Below are 24,279 nucleotides of genomic sequence, written 5' to 3' on the forward strand. Positions count from 1 at the left end.
ATCATCGTAAACGCTTCGGCTTACGAATGAATTTGATTGCTGGCATTATCAATCATGAACTAGGATTCTAGTTTTGCAGGAAGTCTAATAAAAGTAAAGGAAATCTAGTGCGAGTAAAAATTAATCTCAAATGCTCCTCTTGTGGCAGTATCAATTACCTAACCAGTAAAAATTCAAAAACCCATCCAGACAAGATTGAGGTTTTAAAGTATTGTCCCAAGGAAAGAAAAGTAACCCTACATCTTGAATCTAAGTAGATTTTATGGTAAAATAATAGGGATTGTAAGGAGTTTGATATGTATAACCTATTATTAACCATTTTATTAGTATTATCTGTTGTGATTGTGATTGCGATTTTCATGCAACCAACTAAAAACCAATCCAGCAATGTATTTGATGCCAGCTCAGGTGATTTGTTTGAACGCAGTAAAGCACGCGGTTTCGAAGCTGTGATGCAGCGTTTGACAGGGATTTTAGTCTTTTTCTGGCTAGCCATTGCCTTAGCATTGACGGTATTATCAAGTAGATAAGAAAATAATGGGCAGGACTAGGTCTTTGCCTCTTTTTGTTTTTATATTCTTCAAAAATCTCTTCAAACCACGTCAGCTTTCATCTGCAATCTCAAAACAGTATTTTGAGCTGACTTCGTCAGTTCTATTCACAACCTCAAAACGGTGTTTTGAGCAACCTGCGGCTAGCTTTTTAGTTTGCTCTTTGATTTTTATTGAGTATGAAAGGATGTTTGAGAAGGTTTTACAGTAAAAGAAAATTAAAAAATCTAGAAAGAAAATATGAAAGATAGAATAAAAGAATATTTACAAGATAAGGGAAAGGTGACTGTTAATGATTTGGCTCAGGCTTTGGGAAAAGATAGTTCCAAGGATTTTCGTGAGTTGATTAAAACCTTGTCCCTAATGGAAAGAAAGCATCAGATACGCTTTGAAGAAGATGGTAGTCTGACATTAGAAATTAAGAAAAAACATGAGATTACCCTCAAGGGGATTTTTCATGCCCATAAAAATGGCTTTGGCTTTGTTAGTCTGGAAGGCGAGGAGGACGACCTTTTTGTAGGAAAAAACGATGTCAACTATGCTATTGATGGTGATACCGTTGAGGTAGTGATTAAGAAAGTCGCTGACCGCAATAAGGGAACAGCAGCAGAAGCAAAAATTATTGATATCTTAGAACACAGTTTGACAACTGTTGTAGGTCAAATCGTTCTGGATCAGGAAAAACCTAAGTATGCAGGCTATATCCGTTCGAAAAATCAGAAAATCAGCCAACTCATCTATGTTAAGAAACCAGCCCTTAAACTGGAGGGAACAGAAGTTCTCAAGGTCTTTATCGATAAATACCCAAGCAAGAAACATGATTTCTTTGTCGCGAGTGTTCTCGATGTGGTGGGACACTCAACAGATGTCGGAATTGATGTTCTTGAGGTCTTGGAATCAATGGACATTGTATCCGAGTTTCCAGAAGCTGTTGTCAAGGAAGCAGAAAGTGTGCCTGATGCTCCGTCTAAAAAGGATACGGAAGGTCGTCTGGATCTAAGAGATGAGATTATCTTTACCATCGATGGTGCTGACGCCAAGGACTTGGATGATGCTGTTCATATCAAGGCCTTGAAAAATGGAAATCTGGAGCTTGGTGTTCACATCGCAGATGTTTCCTACTATGTAACTGAGGGTTCTGCCCTTGACAAGGAAGCCCTTAACCGCGCGACTTCAGTCTATGTAACAGACCGCGTGGTGCCAATGCTTCCAGAGCGTTTGTCAAATGGGATCTGCTCTCTCAATCCTCAAGTTGACCGCCTGACCCAATCTGCTATTATGGAGATTGATAAACATGGTCGTGTGGTCAACTATACCATTACACAAACAGTTATCAAGACCAGTTTTCGTATGACCTATAGCGATGTCAATGATATCTTAGAGGGCGACGAGGAAAAGAGACAAGAGTATCAGAAAATTGTTCCAAGTATCGAACTTATGGCCAAGCTTCATGAAACTCTAGAAAACATGCGTGTGAAACGTGGAGCCCTCAATTTCGATACCAATGAAGCTAAGATTTTAGTAGACAAGCAAGGTAAGCCTGTTGATATCGTTCTTCGTCAGCGTGGTGTTGCCGAGCGCATGATTGAGTCCTTTATGCTGATGGCTAACGAAACAGTTGCTGAGCACTTTAGCAAGCTGGATTTGCCTTTCATCTATCGAATTCACGAGGAGCCTAAGGCTGAAAAGGTTCAGAAGTTTATTGATTATGCTTCGAGCTTTGGCTTGCGCATTTATGGGACTGCCAGTGAGATTAGCCAGGAGGCCCTCCAAGACATCATGCGTACTGTTGAGGGAGAACCTTATGCAGATGTATTGTCCATGATGCTTCTTCGCTCTATGCAGCAGGCTCGCTATTCGGAGCACAATCACGGTCACTATGGATTAGCGGCTGACTATTACACTCACTTTACCAGTCCGATTCGTCGTTATCCAGACCTTCTTGTTCACCGTATGATTCGGGATTACGGCCATTCTAAGGAAATAGCAGAGCATTTTGAACAAGTGATTCCAGAGATTGCGACCCAGTCCTCAAACCGTGAACGTCGTGCTATCGAGGCTGAGCGTGAAGTCGAAGCCATGAAAAAGGCTGAGTATATGGAAGAATACGTGGGCGAAGAGTACGATGCGGTTGTGTCTAGCATCGTTAAATTCGGTCTCTTTGTCGAATTGCCAAATACGGTTGAAGGCTTGATTCACATCACTAATCTACCTGAATTTTATCATTTCAATGAACGTGATTTGACCCTGCGTGGAGAGAAATCAGGAACAACCTTCCGTGTAGGACAACAAATCCGTATTCGAGTTGAAAGAGCCGACAAGATGACGGGTGAAATTGATTTCTCTTATATCCCAAGTGAGTTTGATGTGATTGAAAAAGGCTTGAAACAGTCTAGTCGTAGTGACAGAGGGCGTGGTTCAAGTCGTCGTTCAGATAAGAAAGAAGACAAGAGAAAATCAGGACGCTCAAATGATAAGCGCAAGCATTCACAAAAAGACAAGAAGAAAAAAGGCAAGAAACCTTTTTACGAGGAAGTAGCTAAGAAAGGAGCCAAGCATGGCAAAGGGCGAGGGAAAGGTCGTCGCACAAAATAAAAAAGCGCGTCATGACTATACAATCGTAGATACGCTAGAGGCAGGGATGGTCCTGACAGGAACTGAAATCAAGAGTGTACGAGCAGCTCGAATCAATCTCAAGGATGGCTTTGCCCAAGTAAAAAATGGGGAGGTCTGGTTGAGCAACGTTCATATCGCACCTTACGAAGAGGGCAATATCTGGAACCAAGAACCAGAACGTCGTCGCAAACTCTTACTCCATAAGAAGCAAATCCAAAAGTTGGAACAAGAGACCAAAGGAACAGGAATGACCCTGGTTCCCCTTAAAATCTATATCAAAGATGGTTACGCTAAACTCCTTTTAGGTCTAGCTAAAGGAAAGCATGACTATGATAAACGGGAGTCAATCAAGCGACGTGAGCAGAATCGCGATATTGCGCGCGTGATGAAAGCTGTCAATCAGCGATAAAAAGAGGAATGAAGATGGAAAAACTAGTTGCCTATAAACGCATGCCTTTGTGGACTAAAGAAACCATGCCAGAGGCTGTTCAGCAGAAACACAATACCAAGATTGGGACTTGGGGGAAAATTACTGTCTTGAAGGGAGCTCTCAAGTTTATTGAATTGACAGAAGATGGTGAGGTTTTAGCTGAGCACCTCTTTGAAGCAGGAGCAGACAATCCAATGGCGCAACCTCAAGCCTGGCACCGAGTGGAAGCTGCCACAGATGATGTAGAGTGGTACTTGGAGTTTTATTGTAAACCTGCGGATTATTTCCCTAAGAAATACAATACCAATCCTGTTCATTCAGAGGTCCTAGAGGCTATGCAGACAGTAAAACCAGGGAAGGCCTTGGATTTGGGATGTGGTCAGGGGCGTAATTCCCTCTTTCTAGCCCAGCAAGGTTTTGATGTGACAGCTGTGGATCAAAATGAACTGTCCCTTGAAATCTTGCAAAGCATTGTGGAGCAGGAAGATTTGGACATGCCTGTTGGTCTTTACGATATCAATTCAGCCAGCATTGGGCAAGAATATGATTTTATCGTTTCAACAGTTGTTTTGATGTTTCTACAAGCGGATCGTATTCCAGCTATTATCCGAAACATGCAGGAGCAAACCGCGGTCGGTGGCTATAACCTTATCGTCTGTGCTATGGATACGGAAGATTACCCTTGCTCTGTGAACTTCCCATTTACCTTTAAAGAAGGGGAATTGGCAGACTATTACAAGGACTGGGAATTGGTTAAGTACAATGAAAATCCAGGCCATTTGCACCGTCGCGATGAGAATGGCAATCGTATTCAACTACGCTTTGCGACCATGCTAGCTAAGAAAATCAAGTAAACACACATGAAGATTAGGAATTTTCCTGATCTTTTTTCTTTTTTACGAATAGATAAGATAGAAGCATTGACAAAAATACGCATTATAAGTATAATTTTAGCTAGAAAGGTGACCATACATGCCAATCACAGGTAAGGAAATGGTAAAATTAGCTCTTGCAAATGGATGGATTGAAGTTCGTAAGAGAGGAAGTCATCATCATTTTAAGAAAGAAGGGGTCTCCTATCTTGTCACTATTCCAGTTCACGGTAATGATGATCTAGGAAAAGGTTTAGAGAGAAAAATATTAAAAGATTTAGGATTGTAGTTGATTTGGAAATTGTGGAGGTGTATTATGCTAAAATCTTATCCTGCTATTTTTCATAAAGAAGGTACTGGATACTGGATTGAATTTCCGGAGTTTGGAGGCGGGACTGAAGGAGCAACGATTGAACTTGCAATGAAAAATGCTCGGGAAATGCTTGAGAGTGTTTTAGCTTCTTATATTGATGAAGGACTGGCTCTGCCTACTCCTAGTGACATTGCTGAGTTGAAAGCACCCGATGGATTTGTGACTTTGATTCAAGTCAATCCCTTGCCTTTCGTAAAGAATAATAAGGCGATTCGAAAAAATGTTACAGTTCCAGAGTGGCTAGTCAGACTTGCAGATCGTGAGAAAGTGAACTATTCTGAAGTGTTGACACAAGCTCTTGAAAGTCGCTTGCAACTCTAAAATTATAGAGTGATGAAGATTAGGAAATTTCCTGATCTTTTTTCTTTTTTACGAATAATATAGAAAAAGGAGGGAAATCATGTTTGTTGCAAGAGATGCTAGGGGGCAGCTGGTAAATGTGTTAGAGGATAAGTTTGAGAAGGAAGAATACACCTGCCCAGCTTGTGGAGGTCAGCTCCGTTTGCGTCAAGGACCAAGTGTCCGGACCCATTTTGCCCATAAATCTTTAAAAGACTGTGATTTTTCCTTTGAAAATGAAAGTCCAGAACACCTGGCAAATAAAGAATCACTTTATCACTGGTTGAAAAAAGATGCAGAGGTGCAATTAGAATACCCTCTTCCAGAGCTTAAACAAATTGCAGATGTATTTGTAAATGGCAATCTAGCTTTAGAAGTTCAGTGTAGTCCCTTGCCTCAAAAAATTCTTAAAGAGCGTAGTGAGGGCTATCGTAGTCAGGGTTACCAAGTACTGTGGTTGCTGGGTCAAAAACTTTGGCTCAAGGAGCGTTTGACTCGTCTGCAAGAAGGTTTTCTATACTTCAGTCACAACATGGGATTTTATGTTTGGGAAATAGACAAGGAAAAACAGCTTTTAAGACTCAAATACCTGATTCACCAGGATCTCCGCGGTAAACTCCATTATCAAATCAAAGAATTTCCCTATGGTCAAGCTAGTCTACTGGAGATATTACGTCTCCCCTATAAGAAACAAAAAATATCTCATTTTACAGTTTCTCAGGACAAGGACATCTGTCGCTATATTCAGCAACAACTTTATTATCAAAATCCCATTTGGATGAAAGAACAAGCAGAAGCCTATCAGAAGGGAGAAAATCTCCTGACTTATGGCTTAAAAGAATGGTATCCACAAATTCGACCACTAGTAGGTGATTTTTGCCAAATTGAGCAAGATTTGACTAGCTATTATCAGTATTTTCAAACCTATTATCAACAAAATCCTCAAAATGATTGGCAAAAGCTCTATCCACCAGCCTTTTATCAGCAATATTTCTTGAAAAATATGGTAGAATAGAAAGGATGGAGGAATCTAATGGTATTACAAAGACATGAAATAAATGAAAAAGATACATGGGATCTATCAACGATTTACCCAACTGACCAGGCTTGGGAAGAAGCCTTAAAAGAGTTAACAGAACAATTGGAGAAAGTAGCCCAGTATGAAGGCCATCTCCTGGATAGTGCGGATAGCCTACTCGAAATTACTGAATTTTCTCTTGAAATGGAACGCCAAATGGAGAAGCTTTACGTTTATGCTCATATGAAGAATGACCAAGACACACGTGAAGCCAAGTACCAAGAGTACTATGCCAAGGCCATGACTCTCTATAGCCAGCTAGACCAAGCCTTTTCATTCTATGAACCCGAATTTATGGAAATTAGTGAAAAGCAGTATACTGACTTTTTAGAAGCTCAGCCAAAATTGCAGGTTTATCAACACTATTTTGACAAGCTTTTGCAAGGCAAGGAACACGTTCTTTCCCAACGAGAAGAAGAATTATTGGCTGGAGCTGGGGAAATCTTTGGTTCGGCAAGTGAAACTTTCGCTATCTTGGACAATGCGGATATTGTGTTCCCTTATGTTCTTGACGATGATGGTAAGGAAGTACAATTATCACATGGCGTTTATATGCGTTTGATGGAGTCTAAAAATCGTGAGGTTCGTCGTGGTGCTTATCAAGCCCTTTATGCGACTTATGAACAATTCCAACATACCTATGCCAAAACCTTGCAAACCAATGTTAAAGTACAAAACTACCGTGCCAAAGTTCGCAACTACAAGAGTGCGCGTCATGCAGCCCTTGCAGCAAATTTTGTTCCAGAGAGTGTTTATGACAATTTGGTAGCAGCAGTTCGCAAGCATTTGCCACTCTTGCATCGTTACCTTGAACTTCGTTCAAAAATCTTGGGGATTTCAGACCTTAAGATGTACGATGTCTACACACCGCTTTCATCTGTTGAATATAGTTTTACCTACCAAGAAGCCTTGAAAAAGGCAGAAGATGCCTTGGCAGTCTTGGGTGAGGATTATTTGAGCCGTGTTAAACGTGCCTTCAGTGAGCGTTGGATTGATGTTTACGAAAATCAAGGCAAGCGTTCAGGAGCCTACTCTGGTGGTTCTTACGATACCAATGCCTTCATGCTTCTTAACTGGCAGGACAATCTAGACAATCTCTTTACTCTTGTCCATGAAACAGGTCATAGTATGCATTCAAGCTATACTCGTGAAACGCAGCCTTATGTTTACGGAGATTACTCTATCTTCTTGGCTGAGATTGCATCAACTACCAATGAAAATATCTTGACGGAGAAATTATTGGAAGAAGTGGAAGACGACGCAACGCGCTTTGCTATTCTCAATAACTTCCTAGACGGTTTCCGTGGAACAGTTTTCCGCCAAACTCAATTTGCTGAGTTTGAACACGCTATCCATCAAGCAGACCAAAATGGTGAAGTTTTGACAAGCGATTTCCTAAATAAACTCTACGCAGACTTGAACCAAGAGTATTATGGTTTGAGTAAGGAAGACAATCCTGAAATCCAATACGAGTGGGCACGTATTCCTCACTTCTACTATAACTACTATGTATACCAATATTCAACTGGATTTGCAGCAGCCTCAGCCTTGGCTGAAAAGATTGTCCATGGTAGTCAAGAAGACCGTGACCGTTATATTGATTACCTCAAGGCAGGCAAGTCTGACTATCCACTTAATGTCATTAGAAAAGCTGGTGTTGATATGGAGAAGGAAGACTACCTCAACGATGCCTTTGCAGTCTTTGAACGTCGTTTGAATGAGTTTGAAGCCCTTGTTGAAAAATTGGGATTGGCATAAGATGGTTGAATCGTATAGTAAGAATGCCAACCATAACATGCGTCGCCCTGTTGTTAAGGAAGAAATTGTGGACTTGATGCGCCAGCGTCAAAAGCAAGTCACAGGTTCCTTGAAAGAATTGGAAGACTTTGCCCGCAAGGAAAATATTCCTATTATTCCCCATGAAACGGTAGCTTATTTCCGTTTTCTCATGGAAACCATGCAACCTAAAAACATTCTGGAAATTGGGACGGCCATCGGGTTTTCAGCCCTCTTGATGGCAGAACATGCGCCAAATGCCAAGATTACAACCATTGACCGCAATCCAGAGATGATTGGATTTGCCAAGGAAAATTTCGCCCAGTTTGACAGTCGCAAGCAAATTACGCTCCTAGAAGGAGATGCGGTAGATGTCTTATCTACACTGACAGAGTCCTATGATTTCGTCTTTATGGATTCAGCCAAGTCTAAATACATCGTCTTTCTGCCAGAAATCCTCAAACATTTGGACGTTGGAGGTGTGGTTGTCTTGGATGATATTTTCCAAGGTGGTGATGTTGCCAAGGATATTATGGAAGTCCGTCGTGGCCAGCGAACCATTTATCGAGGCCTTCAAAGACTATTTGATGCAACCTTAGACAATCCAGGACTCACCGCAACACTAGTACCTCTGGGTGACGGCATTCTCATGCTTCGTAAAAATGTAGCAGATGTTCAATTGCCTGACAGCGAATGATTTTCAGAAAAATTTAAGAAAATATAGTAAAATAGATAGAGTAACACTTATCTCAAAGGAGTAGACATGAAGAAAAAACTATTGGCAGGTGCCATTACACTATTATCAGTAGCAACTTTAGCAGCTTGTTCGAAAGGTTCAGAAGGGGCAGACCTTATCAGCATGAAAGGGGATGTCATCACAGAACATCAATTGTATGAGCAAGTGAAAAGCAACCCTTCAGCCCAACAAGTCTTGTTAAATATGACCATCCAAAAAGTTTTTGAAAAACAATATGGCTCAGAGCTTGATAATAAAGAGGTAGATGATACTATCGCCGAAGAAGAAAAACAATATGGCGAAAACTACCAACGTGTCTTGTCACAAGCAGGAATGACTCTTGAAACACGTAAAGCTCAAATTCGTACAAGTAAATTAGTTGAGTTGGCAGTTAAGAAGGCAGCAGAAGCTGAATTGACAGATGATGCTTACAAGAAGGCCTTTGACGAATACACTCCAGATGTAACGGTTCAAATCATCCGTCTTGATAATGAAGATAAGGCCAAAGAAGTTCTCGAAAAAGCCAAGGCAGAAGGTGCTGATTTTGCTCAATTAGCCAAAGATAACTCAACTGATGAAAAAACAAAAGAAAATGGTGGAGAAATTACCTTTGATTCTGCTTCAACGGAAGTACCTGAGCAAGTCAAGAAAGCCGCTTTTGCTTTAGATGTAAATGGCATTTCTGATGTGATTACAGCAACTGGCACACAAGCCTACAGTAGCCAATATTACATTGTAAAACTCATTAAGAAAACAGAAAAATCATCTAATATTGATGACTACAAAGAAAAATTAAAAACTGTTATCTTGACTCAAAAACAAAATGATTCAACATTTGTTCAAAGCATTATCGGAAAAGAATTACAAGCAGCTAATATCAAGGTTAAGGACCAAGCCTTCCAAAATATCTTTACCCAATATATTGGTGGCGGAGATTCAAGCTCAAGCAGTAGTGCATCAAACGAATAGTCCAAATCAATGAGTCAGGGAAAAAACTCGACTTCAGGAAAAAATGAAGTAAATCTTCCCACAATAAAACGCATAGTACAAGGTTTTCAATACCTGATATTATGCGTTTTTTGATTTTAAAGACTTTTTGACCAGCCTCATTTTTTTAACTTAATACTCAGTGAAAAGCAAAGATTAAACTAGGAAGCTAGCTGTAGGCTGCTCAAAGAACAGCTTTGAGGTTGCAGATAAGACTTATGAGGTCACCAACATATATAATGTGAAGCTGACATGGTTTGAATAGATTTTAGAAGAGTATGAGTCTGGAAGTTTTAATGGATAATGCAAGATTCCATAGAATGGGTAAGCTAGAGTTCTTATGTGAAGAGTTTGGGCATAAACTTTTACCTCTTCCTCCCTACTCATCTTATACTCAATGAAAATCAAAGAGCAAACTAGGAAACTAGCCGCAGGTTGTACTTGAGTACGGCAAGGCGACGTTGACGCGGTTTGAAGAGATTTTCGAAGAGTATTAGTATAGAAAAGTGAATCTGAACTAGTACATCACTGCTTCTAAAACATTATTATAAATTGATTTAAATTCTCAAATCACATTATTCAGTTCTTATTTCATTTTGCTCTACAATCCTGTTGAGAAGACACGTGTTCATATCAAAAAGGTATTGGCAAATTGCAATACCTTTTTACGAGGCTCTTTTGTCTTATTTTTGTTTCAACTGACTATATCTCCTATGGTTCTAGTTCAGAAGGCTAGGCTATAATTATGATTGATAAGAAGTATCATTCCAAGTATCGAGAGTGAATGTTTCAAAATCATGGGTTTCTAGAATGGTCAGGCTGGCATTTGCTAGACCGCCATCTTTACGAAGAAATGGTTCTTTATAACCTAGAAGAGTACGAAGACTGGCAGTAAGATTGGCACCGTGACCGACAATTAGAATACGCTCAGCTGGACTATCTTTTAATGATTTGATAAATTGGATGGTCCGTTGCGTGGTGCTATAGAGGGATTCGGCTCCAAACATTTGAGTGTCAAATTGAGCAAGATTAGATCGGAAAGCCTGGATTTGTTGTGGGTAAATAGCTTCCAAGGTTGCAATTTTCAAACCTTCTAATTTCCCCAGTTGCCATTCACGAAGATTAGAAACACTTTCTAAAGGACAGGGGCTCTGGAGTTGACTTTGGATAATTTCAGCAGATTTGACCGCTCGAGGTAAATCACTTGAATAAATCTGATCAAAAGGAATTTCCTTGAGATATTGGCCAAGTAGTTTTAGGGTTTCAATGGATTCAGGAAGAAGGGGAGAATCTCCACTAGCACCTTGAAAACGACCTTCTTGGTTCCAGACCGTACGACCGTGGCGGACAAAGTAGAGTTTCATTACTTGCTGTCCTCCAAAATATCTACAAAGTCGGCTTTTACAAAGTTAGCCAAGTCTTGGGGAGCAACGATAATGCTGTGACCAACTTCGCCTGCAGAGACAATCATTTGATCCAAGTCTAGAGCAATTTTATCGATAAAAATGGGATAATTGTGTTTCTGACGAATACCGACAGGATTATTGGCTCCATGAATGTAGCCAGTTGTTTTTTCCAAGTCCTTTTGTGGAATCATGCTCACTTTTTTGTTGCCAGAAATTTTGGCGAGTTTCTTTTCCGACAAGTGTTTAGTGATGGGCACAATTCCGATAATCGGTCCTGTTTTATCTCCCAAAAGAGCTAAGGTTTTGAAAATCTGATCTCGTTCATAACCTTGCGGAAGTTCTCCTTCCAGGGCATTGATTTGAATTCCCTGATGTGGGATACCTGCTTTAGATAGGATTTGTTCCACCAATGTTTTTTTGATTTTAACTTTTTTTGCCATTATTTATACTTATCCTCCAATTGGCTCATCCAAATACCAAGCCAGATTCCCAGTGCAAAGAAGAAGGCGATGATGACATAGCCAACAAGTGAGAGGCCGGTGTATTGGATACTTTCAGCGTTTCCTGCATTTGGAATCAAGATCAAAAGGGTACTTGATAGGACAATACCGATGATGAAATGATAGACGCGTGAGTGGTAGTTGTTTAAGGCATAATCCATCAATTTTGAAAAAACGATGAGAGTGGCACCTGCCCCGATTCCAATCGGGAAGAAGGTTCCCAAAAGGTCAAAGGTTTTAAAACCAGTCAACATCGGAGCATAGAGACCCAAAATCAAAAGTAGATTTGATGGACTGAGGCCAGGAACTAAGACGCCAAGAGCCAGCAGTGCACCTGCTAAAACAAAATTAAGAAAGCTAGCACTTAAGGTTCCAACGACAAAATTTAAGGCATAGAGTCCTAATCCAGAAATAATAAAGGTTGTCCAGAACCAAGCCAAATCAATCTTGTCTCGATCAGATTCTCGAGTTGATTCTTTGAGGAGGCTAGGAACTGTACCAATGATGGCACCCGCAAAGCTCCATAAGACAAAGACCTGATAATTTTCAAGCAGGTATTCAATCGGATAAGAAAATAGGCCAATTCCCAGAAGCATGCCGATGGCAACTGGAATAAAGTACAAAACATTTTCTTTAAAGTCTTTAAAAGGATGGGCCAGAAAGCCAATCATTCGTTCGTAAATGCCTAAGATTGCTGCTAGAACCCCTCCGGAAATTCCCGGTAGGATAAATCCAAGAGCAATCACAATCCCTTTAATAAGGCGCGCTAACCATGAGAGCATATATTTCCTCCAACTATTTCTATTTCAAAAAATCCTTACTATATTGTATCACAATCAAACACAAAAAGAAAAAGCAAATGCTAAACAAATGCTTTTAAGGTTTTAAAAAGATTTTTCTAAAGGTTTCTTCTTTGTTTTTTAAGGGAGAGATGACGTTGATATCCAAATCGTGGTCAAAGCCGGCAATTTTTCCTTTAGATGTGTATTGGTGAATATCATAATCTAAATCAGTTTTAGGACTGCTCTCCAAAAATCCTGAGTTAGAGCCGTAGGACGGAATCCAAACAGAGGTAAACTTGCCTGTATCAATACTATGTTCTTCCATGAAGTAGACACCAACGTAGATGCCGATGTTTTTAGCACCTAGTGATGCTAGTTTTGCTCGAAAGGCTTCAACACCCTCGTTCATATTGGACATGGTTTTGTCTTCTACGTCTAGCCAATAGTAACTAGGGCTGTAAGGAGAGGCAGCATTGTAGAAAACTTCAGCTGCTTTTTCCATTTCTTGGACACTTTTTCCAGCTACATAAGCGTAGACCCCAACGGGGACATTCCGCTTTTGAAGTTCAGTGATATGACTCTTATAGGCCTTGTCTATTCCATTGATAAAGGAAGCATCATTTTCTTTTGTCGTTTGAGCACCGCTGTGAACACGAACAATAGCGCCTGAAATATTTTGTGAGAGGGCGTCATAGTTGATTTCCTCAGGACGCTGCCAGCCAGAGAGGTCAATAATCGGTTTGTCTAAATGTTTCAAAGCCTGTGCTTCAATCTGCGCTATGTTGGATTTTGTTTTAAAGGATTGGTTGTCATTAAGTGGGCGATTGATGATTAAAATGAAAATTATGATCCCAAAAAAACCAAATAAAATAAGTGGATGAATTTGTTTTCTCATATCTCATAATTTTACCCTAAAAATCAAAAAAAATCAAAAAAATGGGTTAAGGAAAGGACTTTGGAGCATTTTTTCATTCAAGAGCGCGGAATGATTTGAAATATGGTATAATAAAAGGGAATTTCTACAGAAAAGAGAAGATTATGTCAAATTTTGCCATTATTTTAGCAGCGGGTAAAGGGACTCGCATGAAATCTGATTTGCCAAAAGTGTTGCACAAGGTTGCGGGTATTTCTATGTTGGAACATGTTTTCCGTAGTGTGGGAGCTATCCAACCTGAAAAGACAGTAACAGTTGTAGGACACAAGGCAGAATTGGTTGAGGAGGTCTTGGCTGGACAGACAGAATTTGTGACTCAATCTGAACAGTTGGGTACTGGGCATGCGGTTATGATGACAGAGCCTATCTTGGAAGGTTTGTCAGGTCACACCTTGGTCATCGCAGGAGATACTCCTTTAATCACAGGTGAAAGCTTGAAAAACTTGATTGATTTCCACATCAATCATAAAAATGTGGCTACTATCTTGACTGCTGAAACGGATAATCCTTTTGGCTATGGACGAATTGTGCGTAATGACAATGCTGAAGTTCTTCGCATTGTTGAGCAGAAGGATGCTACAGATTTTGAAAAGCAAATCAAGGAAATCAACACTGGAACTTATGTTTTTGACAACGAGCGTTTATTTGAGGCTTTGAAAAATATCAATACTAATAATGCTCAAGGCGAATACTATATTACAGATGTCATTGGCATTTTCCGTGAAGCTGGTGAAAAAGTTGGCGCTTATACTTTGAAAGATTTTGATGAAAGTCTTGGGGTAAATGATCGTGTGGCTCTTGCGACAGCTGAGTCGGTTATGCGTCGTCGCATCAATCACCAACATATGGTCAATGGGGTTAGCTTTGTCAACCCAGAAGCAACTTATATTGATATTGATGTTGAGATTGCGCCTGAAGTTCAAATCGAAGCCAATGTTACCTTGAAAGGTCAAACGAAAATTGGCGCTGAGACTGTTTTGACAAACGGTACTTATGTAGTGGATAGCACTATCGGAGTAGGTTCTGTCATTACCAATTCTATGATTGAAGAAAGTAGTGTTGCTGACGGTGTGACAGTCGGTCCTTATGCCCACATTCGTCCAGGTTCAAGTCTGGGTGCCCAAGTTCATATTGGAAACTTTGTTGAGGTGAAAGGTTCTTCAATCGGTGAGAATACCAAGGCTGGTCATTTGACTTATATTGGAAACTGTGAAGTGGGTAGCAAGGTTAATTTTGGTGCAGGAACCATTACAGTCAACTATGACGGCAAAAACAAATACAAGACAGTCATTGGAAACAATGTCTTTGTTGGTTCAAATTCAACCATTATTGCGCCAGTTGAGTTAGGTGATAATTCCCTCGTTGGTGCTGGTTCAACTATTACTAAAGATGTTCCAGCAGATGCTATTGCTATTGGTCGCGGTCGTCAGGTCAATAAAGACGAATATGCAACACGCCTTCCTCACCATCCTAAGAATCAGTAGGAGCCTATCATGGAATTTGAAGAAAAAACTCTTAGCCGAAAAGAAATCTATCAAGGACCAATATTTAAACTGGTTCAAGATCAGGTTGAATTACCAGAAGGTAAAGGAACTGCTCAACGGGATTTGATTTTCCACAATGGAGCTGTCTGTGTTTTAGCAGTAACGGATGAACAAAAACTTATCTTGGTCAAGCAGTATCGCAAAGCCATCGAGGCTGTGTCTTACGAGATTCCAGCTGGAAAACTGGAAGTAGGAGAAAACACAGACCCTATAGCAGCAGCCCTTCGTGAATTAGAGGAAGAAACAGCCTACACAGGGAAATTAGAACTTTTGTATGACTTTTACTCAGCCATTGGATTTTGTAATGAAAAGTTAAAATTATACCTAGCAAGCGATTTGACGAAAGTGGAAAATCCGCGTCCGCAGGATGAGGATGAAACCTTGGAAGTCCTTGAAGTGAGCATAGAAGAAGCCAAGGAATTGATCCAATCAGGTCATATTTGTGATGCCAAGACAATTATGGCTGTTCAGTATTGGGAATTGCACAAAAAATAGAGGAGGTCAGTATGGGTAAACCTTTATTAACGGATGAAATGATTGAAAGAGCTAATAGAGGCGAAAAAATTTCAGGTCCCCCTTTGCTAGATAATGAGGAGACAAAAATTTTACCAACCTCTTCTTCCCGTTTTGGTTATGCTAATCCTAAGGATCATGGTTTTAGCCAGGAAACCTTGAAGATTCAGGTCGAACCATCTATTCATAAAAGCCGTCGCATTGAAAACACCAAGAGAAATGTCTTCAATTCTAAGTTAAATAAAATCTTATTTGCAGTCATCTTTCTCTTGATTTTGCTTGTCTTAGCAATGAAACTGTTGTAATAGAAAAGGAATTGAAATGAAAATAGGAATTATTGCGGCTATGCCAGAAGAACTGGCTTATTTGGTCCAGCATTTAGAAAATGCCCAAGAGCAAGTTGTCTTAGGGAATACCTATCATACAGGCACCATTGCCTCGCATGAAGTCGTTCTTGTAGAAAGTGGAATTGGTAAGGTCATGTCTGCTATGAGTGTGGCGATTTTGGCTGATCATTTCCAGGTGGATGCTCTTATCAATACAGGTTCAGCTGGGGCAGTAGCAGAAGGTATTGCTGTTGGGGATGTCGTGATTGCTGACAAGTTAGCCTATCATGATGTGGATGTCACAGCTTTTGGCTATGCTTATGGACAAATGGCGCAACAACCGCTTTATTTCGAATCAGATAAAACCTTTGTTGCCAAAATCCAAGATAGTTTATCTCAATTGGACCAAAACTGGCATCTTGGTTTGATTGCTACAGGAGATAGTTTTGTTGCAGGAAATGACAAGATAGAAGCGATTAAGTCCCATTTCCCAGATGTTTTAGCTGTTGAGATGGAGGGGTCAGCGATTGCTCAGGCAGCGCATGCTCTTAATCTTCCAGTCTTAGTCATCCGAGCTATGAGTGACAATGCCAACCATGAAGCAAACATCTCTTTTGATGAGTTTATTATCGAAGCTGGACGTCGTTCTGCCCAAGTCTTACTAGCCTTTTTGAAGGCCTTAGATTAAGCGAAAATTTGACAGTTTTTCTAGCTTATGATAAGATTTAAGTAAAGAAAAGCTAGAAAACGTTTCAGAGGATATTATGAGTATTGAAATGACCGTCAGTGAGATTGCAGAGGTCTTAGGATTATCTCGCCAAGCAATCAATAACCGTGTCAAAGAATTACCAGAAGAAGACACAGATAAAAATGACAAAGGGGTAACAGTCGTTACCAGAAGTGGCTTGATTAAGCTAGAAGAAATCTATAAAAAAACGATTTTTGAAGATGAGCCTGTCAGTGAAGATGTCAAGCAACGTGAATTGATGGAGATTCTAGTTGACGAGAAGAATGCAGAAATTCTTCGTCTTTATGAACAATTAAAAGCCAAGGATCGTCAGTTATCAGAAAAAGACGAGCAGATGCGTATCAAAGACCGTCAGATTGCTGAGAAAGACAAACAACTCGATCAGCAGCAACAATTGACCCTTCAAGCTATGAAGGATCAAGAAAATCTCAAGCTAGAGCTGGACCAAGCAAAAGAAGAAGTCCAATCAACTAAGAAAGGCTTTTTTGCTCGTTTATTTGGAGGATAATCAAGGAGCTGTTTAGGTTAAATGCTAACATGATGGCTTCTTTTGTTTCTAATAGTATAGTTGCTCAAGTAATACTCAATGAAAATCAAAGAGCAAACTAGGAAGCGAACCGCAGGCTGCTCAAAGCACTGCTTTGAGGTTGTAGATAAGACTGACGAAGTCAGTTCAAAACATGTTTTTGAGGTTGCGGATAAAACTGACGAAGTCAGTAACTATATCTACGGTAAGGCGACGCTGACGTGGTTTGAAGAGATTTTCGAAGAGTATAAAATAACAGTATAGGAGAGGTAGAAAATGGAACGATTAGAAGATTATATTGCTTTTGACTTAGAATTTAATCAGCACGAAGGACAAATACACTTGATTCAAGTATCGGCAGTGCGTTTTAGAGATGGTCAGGAAATCGACGCCTATGATTCCTATGTCCATACTAGTGTGCCTCTAAAGAGTTTTATCAATGGATTGACGGGGATTACAGCTGAGACCTTAAAAGATGCTCCCCCAGTGGAGGAAGTTATCAAAGATTTCCAAGAGTTTGTGGGTTCTTTACCCATGGTAGGCTACAATGCTGCTAAAAGTGATTTGCCTATTCTAGCAGAGCATGGTTTAGACTACACCCAGCAGTACAAGGTGGATCTGTATGATGAAGCCTTTGAACGTCGTAGTTCAGATTTACATGGCATTGCCAATCTCAAATTGCAAACTGTTGCCTCATTTCTTGGATTTCAAGGTCAGTCTCATAATAGCTTAGAGGATGCTCGGATGACGGCGCGTGTGTATGAGTCCTTCCTAGAATCAGATCAAGCTAGAGAATTGTTAGAGACGGAAAGCAGCTTATCAAACAATCCTTTTGGCGGCTTGGACTTGTCTCAATTATTTGACTAGGAGTGCCTATGAAACCTGAAAAACCTAAAAAATTGGGTTTTAAACAGATTTACCTCAATCTTGATAAAATCCTCTTTCTCTTTTTCTTAATTTTTATGATAGTGGAGTATTTGTGGGTCCCATTCAATTCATGGTTGGCTAGCTTCTTATTAGATCAGACAGGTTATCTTTTTATTTCCTATAACAATGTCTTAGCCATCCTCACTCATTCTCCATTGATTAGTCTAGCTTTTTTAGCCTTGATTGTCATTAACCTTCTGGTTGCTTATTTTCAAATAGGACTCCTCTTTATTGGTGCTCGTCATCTTCTCTATCATGAAAAGCGAAGGCTAATTGAGTATATCCGCAAGGTTTTCCATGAAAGTTTTGGATTTATGAAAAAGCTAACTTGCGCTAAAGCCTTGTTTATCTTTTTCTATATAGCTATGCTTTTTCCTTTTATACGGAAAATGCTGAAGATTTATTATCTCAATAAAATCGTTATTCCAGAGTTTATCCAAGATTATTTAGAAGATAAATATTGGATGTGGTGGCTGAGCATCCTACTTCTATCTCTTATTTTTCTCTATATCTCTGTCAGATTGATGTTTGCCCTTCCGAAGATTGTATATGATCAGCTGACTGTTCGAGAAGCAGTGATGTTTAGCTTGGAGAAAACCAAGAAAAGAGTTGCTTTTTATGCTTGGAATTTATTTTATATCTTGCTAAAGGCAAATTTATTATTTTATCTTCCTTTGATTCCTTTGTTATTGGCTCAAACTTTGGTAGATGACATCACTCAGAGAGAGTCTCTGATTCTTGGTATTTTGAATTTTGTTGTGATTAAAAATCTTTATTATATGGCTCTGACTTACTTTTTGGTTAAATTTGTTTCATTTTTGACAGGAAAGGAGCTGGATATGCTTCCTCGGAGAGAAAAAGATCACATCATGCGATGGGGAGTCATGACTTGTGCCAGTCTTTTCTTTGCCTTAGAAGGTTATATTTATCTGGAGGCTCCCATGGTTCATCTACCTCAGCTTATTTCTCACCGAGGGGTTTCCAATGCAAATGGGATTCAAAATACAGTAGAATCCTTGGAAACTACAGCACAACTCAAACCAGACTTGGTGGAGACGGACGTGCAGGAGACAAAAGATGGGCAGTTTGTCATGATGCATGATGCTAACTTGAAAAATTTAGCAGGTATCAATAAAAGTCCTCAAGACTTAAACTTGGAGGAGCTTAAAGGGATTGATATTTTTGAAAATGGCTACCAGACTAAAATTTCAAGCTTTGAAGATTATCTCAGTCGAGCCAACGAACTTGGTCAAAAATTACTAATTGAAATCAAAACTAGTAAAAAAGATAGTCCAGACATGATGGACCGCTTTTTAGCCCGTTATGCTGCAAAGCTCAAGATTTATGGACATCAAATCCAGTCTTTAGACTACCATGTTGTCGAAAAAGTAAGACAGTATGATGCCGAACTGCCAGTTTATTTCATCATGCCCTACAATTCTGTCTTTCCTAAAACAAGGGCGACAGGATATACTATGGAGTACTCAACCTTGGATGAATATTTTGTAAGCAAACTATGGACAACGGACCAGAAACTTTATGTCTGGACTGTCAATGATTCAGAAGCTATCAGCAAATCGCTTCACTTAGGAGTAGATGGAGTGATTACAGATGATTTGGAAAAAGTTCAGTGGGAAATAGAAGTAGCCCAAGAAGATCCAGAATATACGGATTTGCTCTTGAAAAAAGCTCTGGAATTCTTTGAATTTTAGTAATAAAAAGAGGAACAACTATTCCTCCCATGATAGGTAAGTATTTTTCGGAGAGCCTGTTTTTTTATTTGCTGAGTCTAGGATAGTTCTTGCTGGCGATAGATAGCAAGACGAACAGCTTCTTTTGAATGTCATATAAATTTAAAATTTCTGAAAATAACGAAAAATATACTAAATTTACAAATAAGGAGCCTCTAAATCCTTTAAAATAAGAAATATATATATATATATATAATCATCGATTTTCTAAAACAAAGTGAGGTTGAAGGAAGGGAACTAAGTTGATATAATGAAGTATTAGTAGACAATGGGCCTTTTTGTCATTTGTTTAAGATGAAAAAAGGTCATGTTTTCCTGTTTTTATTGCGAGTTGATGCCTGCATGAACATGGCTAGAGGAGCAAAGACAGGGTAGAAAGAAAGGAAAAACTATGAAACAGTTTAAAATGAATGAGCGTCAACGCTTTTCTATACGCAAGTTTTCAATTGGAGCAGTCTCAGTCTTGCTAGGGTCTGTCTTTTTTATAGCTAATCCAGCGACAGAAGTCCAGGCGGCGGAAGTAAATACAGAAGTGGTCAGTCAGGATGGAAATGGCAACACTGGGAATCCATCTGTCTTACCGCCATCAGATACAAGCAATCAAAATCTTAACGTAGAACAAGAAGGAGCTAAACCAAACACTCAAGAGACAGAGAAAAAAAGAGCCAGGAACTTCATCTAAAGATAGTGAAGGAAAAGCTAAGTCAACAGTAGAGAATAAAGGTGATGAAAAAGTTGATGGTGTAGTTAAACCTGTATCTGGTGAATTATCTACTGTGTCCGAGGTAGAAAAAGATAAAAAAAGAAGTACAACCAGAGTTGGAAGAAAAATCCTCAATTATCAAAGAAGAAGCTAATAGAGAAGATAAGATAGATCAATCTCAAGAAGAAGATGGGGATCAGTTATATGATAAATTGATAGATGCATCTAAAAGATTGAAAGAATCCAATCCTGAGTCGGCAGCAGCTTTTAAAAACTTAGCAGATACTATCAACGAAAAGTTAGGACTTTCAGACGACGGAAAGATTTCTGGAGAACTTGTCGAAAAAGCTCACAAGTTACTAGATGGTAATCAAGTGATGATGTCAAAAAATGATAGTGAGGAAAATTCTGAGGAAAGAGGAGTTCATGTAAGAAAAAGACGGAATATAGCAGGATTAACAATTGGGAGATGGAATGCAGTACGTAAACAAATAGAAGTTTCTAATATACTAGTAGTACCAGGTGGAGATAGAGTATTTGGTAATATTTTGAAAATTAGTGCTAAATCAAATCATGAGAAAATTACTAGCATATCTGTAACTGGTCATGAAAACATGGGGTTAAAGGTCGAATCTTCTGTCAATGGGAGTGAAGCATCTTTGACTTTCGACGGAATTACTCCGCGCAGGGGTCAGTATTTATTGAATGTAACAGTAACTACTTCAAGCGGTAGTCAGACGACACAATTTGGATACTATCTCCCTTTTCAGAAGCCGACTATTAATACACCAAATGATAGTACAGATGCAAGTGTCCCGAGCTTAGCAGGTAAAGCTAATGAAAAACCTAATATTGATGTGACAATTCCTTATGTTCCTAAATTACCTAATGGCGCAAAGATGAAAGTATATTTGGTAACCGGAGGTTCGGATATTTCTAATTATGGAGGGAGTACGGATGGATTAGCTTATCCGGAAGGTTATAATATACTTGCCTCTAAAGATATATCTCCTAATAATGATGGGGATGGTTCTGCACGCCAAATTACTATTACCCAGTCTGATTATAAGTCTGGAGTTAATAAGATAGGAACAGATAAATTTAGAGCACTCACTGTTATCGAAGTAAATAATAACGTAAACGATGGTAATCCACGAGAACGTGGTTCCTGGTTTAGTGATGAAAGAAGAGCGACAGCACCAGTAGCTAAAGAAGCAACACCTGAAAAACCAACAGTTGCCTCTAGCGAAGCGAATGCCAATGTAACGGTAACACCAAGTGCGAATGCAGACCATGTAGAAATTAGCATTGGAAGCGACAAAGTTGTAGCTACGAAATCAGGGTCAAGCTGGAGCCTAACACCAACAAAATCAGGTGTCAGCATTGATGGAGTAAGTGGTGTTGTTACAATTTCCCATAATGCGGCTAGTGCAGGAACTCAAGTAAGTGCGACAGCTAAACATGGTAATAGTGAAGTTAGTGCTTCTTCAACACCAGTCAGCTTGCCATCAAAACGATATTATCCAATTCCCGATTCGTATAACGTAACATCGCAACCATCTACTCCTACTCAGCCAGACCAAGGAGCTACTGAGACTCCAACAGCTCCATCTGAGCCAGCTCCACAACCGTCTCAACCAACTGCTTCGGGTCAACCTGCAAGTCCTGCTCCAGCTCCGACTCAAGCACCTAGAGCGGCAGCAAGTCCTTCAGTTAGCTCAACGAGCACGCAAGCTCCAGCTCAAGAGCAAGTTGACAAGTCTGAACTTCGTGCCTTGACTCAAGAGTTAGACCAACGCTTGAAAGCTTTGGCAACAGTATCTAATCCGAAAATCGATGCAGCCAAGGCGGTCCTCCTAGATGCTCAAAAAGCTCTGGAAGATAGTGCCTTGACAGAGCAAGGTCTACGTACTGCAGTAGAGTCTGTGAAGGCTGCCTTGGACTCTCTCAAAGATGTGAAAGCAAATGCTAGCGACAGCAAGCCTGCACAGGACAAGAAAGATGCCAAACAAGGAACGGAAGATAGTAAGGATTCAGATAAGATGACTGAAACAAACTCAGTTCCAGCAGGAGTGATTGTAGTCGGTCTACTCGCCCTTCTAGGTGTGATTGCCTTCTGGTTGGTTCGCCGTAAGAAAGAGTCAGAAATCCAGCAATTAAGCACGGAATTGACAAAAGTTCTTGGACAGCTAGATGCAGAAAAAGTAGATAAAAAAGTCCTTGCTAAAGCCCAAAACCTTCTCCAAGAAACCCTTGATTTCGTGAAAGAGGAAAATGGCTCAGCAGAGACAGAAGCTAAACTAGTAGAGGAGCTTAAAGTAATCCTTGCCAAACTCAAGTAAAACTTGATTTATGAAATGTCAGATCTAAAAGACATTTTCGTTCACAAAAGCAGCGACGAGTAACCCTTGTCGTTGCTTTTTGGCTATTTTGGGGGATAAGATCCGCCTTGACTAGCAAAAGAAAAGATTGGTCCAGTAGTGCCCGATACGATTTTGCGTAGCAGAAAGCATACAAATGAAATTGAATATAGTAAAATAGGATTAGAAATCTTAAGAAAGTTGGTTCTTTATTGGAAACGATAGTATTTTCAATTTCCGTTTTTTTAGCAGGGGTCTTGTCCTTCTTTTCTCCCTGTATTTTTCCTCTTCTGCCAGTCTATGCTGGGATTTTATTGGATGATCAGGAAAGCGCAAAAAGCTTTTCTTTATTTGGGAGAAAGGTTCTCTGGTCAGGCTTGATTCGAACACTTTGCTTTATCGCAGGTATTTCACTCATTTTCTTTATTCTAGGCTTTGGTGCTGGTTACTTTGGTCATATTCTCTATGCAAATTGGTTTCGATATGTTATGGGAACAATTATTATCATTTTGGGACTTCACCAGATGGAAATTTTTCATTTTAAGAAATTAGAGGTTCAAAAAAGCTTTACTTTTAAGAAATCAGAAGCCAATCGTTATTGGTCAGCCTTTTTACTCGGTATTACCTTTAGCTTTGGTTGGACGCCTTGTATTGGTCCAGTTTTAAGTTCTGTTTTAGCGCTTGCGGCTTCTGGAGGCAATGGAGCTTGGCAAGGTGCTATCTATACTCTTATTTACACTCTGGGGATGGCTCTTCCTTTCTTGGTCTTGGCTCTAGCTTCAGGTCTAGTCATGCCTTATTTTAGTAAAATCAAACGTCATATGATGCTAATGAAGAAAATTGGTGGTTTCCTCATTATTTTAATGGGAATTTTGTTACTATTAGGACAAGTAAATGTTCTAGCTGGAATTTTTGAATAAAGGAGAAAATGATGAAAAAAGTAATGTTTGCTGGCTTAAGTCTCTTGTCATTAGTTGTATTGATAGCCTGTGGTGAGGAAGAAACTAAAAAAACTCAAGCCCCACAACAGCCAAAACAAGAAACGCCTGTACAGCAAATTGCTGTTGGGAAAGATGCTCCAGACTTCACCTTGCAATCCATGGATGGTAAAGAAGTCAAGTTATCTGATTTTAAGGGTAAAAAGGTTTACTTGAAGTTTTGGGCTTCCTGGTGTGGTCCATGTAAGAAAAGTATGCCTGAGTTGATGGAATTAGCTGCAAAACCAGATCGCGATTTTGAAATTCTTACTGTCATTGCACCAGGAATTCAAGGTGAAAAAACTGTTAATCAATTCCCACAATGGTTCCAAGAACAAGGATATAAAGATATCCCAGTTCTTTATGATACTAAAGCAACAACCTTCCAAGCTTATCAAATTCGAAGCATTCCTACAGAATACCTAATTGATAGTCAAGGAAAGATTGGAAAGATTCAATTTGGTGCTATCAGTAATGCGGATGCAGAAGCAGCATTTAAAGAAATGAACTAGAATCGATAAAAA

Annotated in this window: 27 protein-coding genes and 2 pseudogenes; 25 read left to right on the forward strand and 4 right to left on the reverse strand. The window is 39.6% G+C overall.

Annotated features, from left to right (window positions below; translation table 11 throughout):
• The first annotated feature begins 107 nt into the window (after positions 1-107).
• From rpmG to HT678_RS03070, 12 genes and pseudogenes are all read left to right on the forward strand, one after another.
• Complete coding sequence (rpmG, locus tag HT678_RS03015) at positions 108-257, forward strand: 50S ribosomal protein L33 (protein WP_001809104.1); 150 nt, start codon at positions 108-110, stop codon at positions 255-257.
• Positions 258-296: 39 nt separating this feature from the next.
• Positions 297-530, forward strand: coding sequence for a preprotein translocase subunit SecG (gene secG, locus HT678_RS03020; protein ID WP_000282517.1), 234 nt, complete (start codon positions 297-299; stop codon positions 528-530).
• Positions 531-791: 261 nt separating this feature from the next.
• Entirely contained in the window at positions 792-3,146 is a 2,355-nt protein-coding gene (rnr, locus tag HT678_RS03025; protein WP_172924582.1) for a ribonuclease R, read from the forward strand.
• Entirely contained in the window at positions 3,109-3,576 is a 468-nt protein-coding gene (gene smpB, locus HT678_RS03030) for an SsrA-binding protein SmpB (protein ID WP_172924583.1), read from the forward strand. Before rnr ends, smpB begins: the two co-directional genes overlap by 38 nt.
• A gap of 14 nt (positions 3,577-3,590) precedes the next feature.
• Complete coding sequence (gene tehB / locus HT678_RS03035; protein ID WP_172924584.1) at positions 3,591-4,451, forward strand: SAM-dependent methyltransferase TehB; 861 nt, start codon at positions 3,591-3,593, stop codon at positions 4,449-4,451.
• A 118-nt stretch (positions 4,452-4,569) separates the two neighbouring features.
• Positions 4,570-4,758, forward strand: coding sequence for a type II toxin-antitoxin system HicA family toxin (locus HT678_RS03040; RefSeq protein ID WP_172924585.1), 189 nt, complete (start codon positions 4,570-4,572; stop codon positions 4,756-4,758).
• A 27-nt stretch (positions 4,759-4,785) separates the two neighbouring features.
• A complete protein-coding gene (locus HT678_RS03045) occupies positions 4,786-5,163 on the forward strand; it encodes a type II toxin-antitoxin system HicB family antitoxin (RefSeq protein WP_050252888.1) in 378 nt (125 codons plus the stop codon).
• Positions 5,164-5,242: 79 nt separating this feature from the next.
• Positions 5,243-6,196 carry a competence protein CoiA family protein gene (locus HT678_RS03050; protein ID WP_172924586.1) on the forward strand — a complete coding sequence of 318 codons (954 nt, stop codon included), beginning with the start codon at positions 5,243-5,245 and terminating at the stop codon, positions 6,194-6,196.
• Between the two features lie 18 nt (positions 6,197-6,214).
• Positions 6,215-8,017: an oligoendopeptidase F gene (gene pepF, locus HT678_RS03055; RefSeq protein WP_172924587.1), complete on the forward strand. Its 1,803-nt coding sequence runs from the start codon at positions 6,215-6,217 to the stop codon at positions 8,015-8,017.
• A 1-nt stretch (position 8,018) separates the two neighbouring features.
• The gene (locus HT678_RS03060; protein ID WP_029689930.1) at positions 8,019-8,732 is read left to right on the forward strand and encodes an O-methyltransferase; all 714 of its coding nucleotides are present in this window, start codon (positions 8,019-8,021) and stop codon (positions 8,730-8,732) included.
• A gap of 66 nt (positions 8,733-8,798) precedes the next feature.
• On the forward strand, positions 8,799-9,740 hold the full coding sequence (prsA, locus tag HT678_RS03065) for a peptidylprolyl isomerase PrsA (protein WP_172924588.1): 942 nt from the start codon (positions 8,799-8,801) through the stop codon (positions 9,738-9,740).
• Between the two features lie 308 nt (positions 9,741-10,048).
• Positions 10,049-10,144 (forward strand): annotated as a pseudogene (locus tag HT678_RS03070) (IS630 family transposase); the annotation flags it as partial.
• A 357-nt stretch (positions 10,145-10,501) separates the two neighbouring features.
• On the opposite strand, the gene HT678_RS03075 reads toward HT678_RS03070, so the two are convergent.
• From HT678_RS03075 to HT678_RS03090, 4 genes are all read right to left on the reverse strand, one after another.
• Complete coding sequence (locus tag HT678_RS03075; RefSeq protein WP_119948085.1) at positions 10,502-11,122, reverse strand: histidine phosphatase family protein; 621 nt, start codon at positions 11,120-11,122, stop codon at positions 10,502-10,504.
• Entirely contained in the window at positions 11,122-11,604 is a 483-nt protein-coding gene (locus HT678_RS03080; RefSeq protein ID WP_119948084.1) for an aminoacyl-tRNA deacylase, read from the reverse strand. The genes HT678_RS03075 and HT678_RS03080 overlap by 1 nt, the downstream gene beginning before the upstream one ends.
• The gene (locus tag HT678_RS03085; RefSeq protein ID WP_023938142.1) at positions 11,604-12,446 is read right to left on the reverse strand and encodes a DUF368 domain-containing protein; all 843 of its coding nucleotides are present in this window, start codon (positions 12,444-12,446) and stop codon (positions 11,604-11,606) included. The genes HT678_RS03080 and HT678_RS03085 overlap by 1 nt, the downstream gene beginning before the upstream one ends.
• Before the next feature lie 94 nt (positions 12,447-12,540).
• The gene (locus tag HT678_RS03090; protein WP_054388320.1) at positions 12,541-13,341 is read right to left on the reverse strand and encodes a glycoside hydrolase family 25 protein; all 801 of its coding nucleotides are present in this window, start codon (positions 13,339-13,341) and stop codon (positions 12,541-12,543) included.
• 143 nt (positions 13,342-13,484) lie between these two features.
• Here HT678_RS03090 and glmU point away from each other — a divergent pair, with 143 nt between their 5' ends.
• The 13 genes and pseudogenes from glmU to sdbB all read left to right on the forward strand — a co-directional run bounded on the left by glmU (position 13,485) and on the right by sdbB (position 24,267).
• Positions 13,485-14,864 carry a bifunctional UDP-N-acetylglucosamine diphosphorylase/glucosamine-1-phosphate N-acetyltransferase GlmU gene (gene glmU / locus HT678_RS03095; RefSeq protein ID WP_119948083.1) on the forward strand — a complete coding sequence of 460 codons (1,380 nt, stop codon included), beginning with the start codon at positions 13,485-13,487 and terminating at the stop codon, positions 14,862-14,864.
• A 9-nt stretch (positions 14,865-14,873) separates the two neighbouring features.
• A complete protein-coding gene (locus HT678_RS03100) occupies positions 14,874-15,419 on the forward strand; it encodes an NUDIX hydrolase (protein WP_119948082.1) in 546 nt (181 codons plus the stop codon).
• A gap of 11 nt (positions 15,420-15,430) precedes the next feature.
• Complete coding sequence (macP, locus tag HT678_RS03105) at positions 15,431-15,742, forward strand: cell wall synthase accessory phosphoprotein MacP (protein WP_119948081.1); 312 nt, start codon at positions 15,431-15,433, stop codon at positions 15,740-15,742.
• A gap of 16 nt (positions 15,743-15,758) precedes the next feature.
• The gene (locus tag HT678_RS03110) at positions 15,759-16,451 is read left to right on the forward strand and encodes a 5'-methylthioadenosine/adenosylhomocysteine nucleosidase (protein ID WP_023932719.1); all 693 of its coding nucleotides are present in this window, start codon (positions 15,759-15,761) and stop codon (positions 16,449-16,451) included.
• Positions 16,452-16,527: 76 nt separating this feature from the next.
• Positions 16,528-17,019, forward strand: coding sequence for a chromosome segregation protein RocS (rocS, locus tag HT678_RS03115; RefSeq protein WP_000021242.1), 492 nt, complete (start codon positions 16,528-16,530; stop codon positions 17,017-17,019).
• A 78-nt stretch (positions 17,020-17,097) separates the two neighbouring features.
• Positions 17,098-17,301, forward strand: a complete 204-nt coding sequence (locus tag HT678_RS11445) for a hypothetical protein (RefSeq protein ID WP_240153447.1) — start codon at positions 17,098-17,100, stop codon at positions 17,299-17,301.
• A gap of 12 nt (positions 17,302-17,313) precedes the next feature.
• Positions 17,314-17,904, forward strand: coding sequence for a 3'-5' exonuclease (locus HT678_RS03125; RefSeq protein ID WP_172924589.1), 591 nt, complete (start codon positions 17,314-17,316; stop codon positions 17,902-17,904).
• A gap of 8 nt (positions 17,905-17,912) precedes the next feature.
• Positions 17,913-19,676 (forward strand): glycerophosphodiester phosphodiesterase, encoded by a 1,764-nt coding sequence (locus tag HT678_RS03130; RefSeq protein WP_172924590.1) that lies wholly within the window; start codon positions 17,913-17,915, stop codon positions 19,674-19,676.
• Positions 19,677-20,106: 430 nt separating this feature from the next.
• Complete coding sequence (locus tag HT678_RS03135) at positions 20,107-20,397, forward strand: YSIRK-type signal peptide-containing protein (RefSeq protein WP_007284790.1); 291 nt, start codon at positions 20,107-20,109, stop codon at positions 20,395-20,397.
• Between the two features lie 1,721 nt (positions 20,398-22,118).
• Positions 22,119-22,316, forward strand: a pseudogene (locus HT678_RS03140) (hypothetical protein); the annotation flags it as partial.
• A gap of 27 nt (positions 22,317-22,343) precedes the next feature.
• Positions 22,344-22,760 carry a transmembrane domain-containing protein gene (locus HT678_RS03145; protein WP_025170644.1) on the forward strand — a complete coding sequence of 139 codons (417 nt, stop codon included), beginning with the start codon at positions 22,344-22,346 and terminating at the stop codon, positions 22,758-22,760.
• A 230-nt stretch (positions 22,761-22,990) separates the two neighbouring features.
• Positions 22,991-23,698, forward strand: coding sequence for a thiol-disulfide oxidoreductase-associated membrane protein CcdA2 (gene ccdA2, locus HT678_RS03150; RefSeq protein WP_014017248.1), 708 nt, complete (start codon positions 22,991-22,993; stop codon positions 23,696-23,698).
• Between the two features lie 11 nt (positions 23,699-23,709).
• Positions 23,710-24,267, forward strand: a complete 558-nt coding sequence (gene sdbB, locus HT678_RS03155; protein WP_000757366.1) for a thiol-disulfide oxidoreductase-associated lipoprotein SdbB — start codon at positions 23,710-23,712, stop codon at positions 24,265-24,267.
• Positions 24,268-24,279: the final 12 nt, after the last annotated feature.

This window comes from Streptococcus sp. 3167 (genome assembly GCF_013277175.1).
Classification (GTDB): Bacteria; Bacillota; Bacilli; order Lactobacillales; family Streptococcaceae; genus Streptococcus; species Streptococcus pseudopneumoniae.